This window comes from Pseudomonas sp. BMS12 (assembly GCF_001592875.1).
Taxonomy (GTDB): Bacteria; Pseudomonadota; Gammaproteobacteria; order Pseudomonadales; family Pseudomonadaceae; genus Aquipseudomonas.
Genome location: NZ_LSOF01000037.1, coordinates 1 through 1675 on the forward strand (window position 1 = coordinate 1; position 1675 = coordinate 1675).

1 pseudogene is annotated in these 1675 nt (G+C 59.7%); it reads left to right on the forward strand.

Features of this window, described 5'->3' with window-relative positions:
* A pseudogene (locus AYB31_RS21760) lies at nt 1–1675 on the forward strand (hypothetical protein); the annotation flags it as partial.

Sequence of the window (1675 nt, forward strand, 5' to 3'; positions counted from 1 at the left end):
AGCTTCACCCAAGGCATCACCATTACCGCCGACGAGATTGAGGTAGATGCGAGTTCGCGAATCGATGTAAGCGCTAAGGGTAAGGAGGCCACGGCCAGCGAGGTCAACTTATTCGGTGGTGGAACCTATGCCGGCGCTGGAGGTATGCATTCCTCCTATACATTTACTCCAAAGCCATACGGTAATTACTGGGAGCCAATGGATTTCGGTAGTGGCGGGCGTGCCAATAGCTCCACTGTGTTCTCTCGTGGTGGCGGTGCGCTTGAGCTGCAAGCCGGCTTGCTCAAGCTGGATGGCGTTGTTCGTTCGGTCGGTGAATTCAAGGCGACCCATGGCTCTGGCAGTGGCGGCTCCTTGCTACTGCGTGTTGGCTCGCTGCAACTGGGCGAGCAGGCCCGCATCGATGCCAGTGGTGGCGGCGCAACAAGCGGCTCGACCTATGGCGGCGGTGGTGGTGGCCGTGTGGCGCTGTACTACGAGGAGCTGCTGGCGGGTTCGCTGGCCGATCAGGTGATCGCCAAGGGCGGCCTGTCTCAGCATGCCGAGCCGGGCGCGGCCGGTACGGTGTACCTGAAGAACACCCAAAGCGGTGAAGAGGAGCTGATCCTCAACAACACCGGTGTGCCGACCTCGGCGCCAGAGGCGTTGCTCGATGTGAAAGCAGGCTACACAGGGAAAATTACCCTGATCAACGTGGTAGCCAAGGTTGTAGGCGACCTTGTGACGGACCGCCTCAGCGCTACCAATAGCCGTATTCTGGGGGCCTATCGCAGCAGCGCTAACGAACTGTTAGTGAATGGCCATACCTTGGAGTTGCAGGCCGGTGGCAGCTGGTCGAAGGTGCGCGTGCTAAATGGTGGCGTGATCACCACGCCGGAGCAGTCGGGCGGCTTTACCCAAGGCATCATCATCACGGCCGACGAGGTCGAGGTGGATGCTAGCTCGCGAATTGATGTAAGCGCTAAGGGTAAGGAGGCCACGGCCAGCGAGGTCAACCTCTTCGGTGGTGGAACCTATGCCGGCGCTGGAGGTATCTATTCTTCCTATACGTTTACTCCGAAGCCATACGGCAATTACTGGGAGCCGAAGGATTTCGGTAGTGGCGGGCGAGCCAATAGCAGCACTGTGTTCTCTCGTGGCGGCGGTGCGCTTGAGCTTCAAGCCGGCTTGCTCAAGCTGGATGGCGTTATTCGTTCGATCGGTGAATTCAAGGCGACCCATGGCTCTGGCAGTGGTGGTTCCCTGTTGCTGCGTGTTGGCTCGTTGCAGCTGGGTGAGCAGGCCCGTATCGATGCCAGTGGTGGCGGCGCAACAAACGGCTCGACCTATGGCGGCGGTGGTGGTGGCCGTGTAGCGCTGTACTACGAAGAGCTGCTGGCGGGTTCGCTGGCCGATCAGGTGATCGCCAAAGGCGGTCTGTCTCAACACGCCCAGCCCGGCGCAGCCGGCACGGTTTACCTGAAAAACACCCAAAGCGGTGAAGAGGAGCTGATCCTCAACAACACCGGTGTGCCGACTACGGCCCCAGTGGCGCTGCTGGATGTCGGTGGCGAAGACGGCAAGGCTTTTACCGGCAAGATTACCCTGATCAACGTGGTGGCCAAGGTTGTAGGCGACTTGGTGACGGACCGTCTAACCACTATCAATAGCCAGGTCCAGGGCATCTACCGCAACA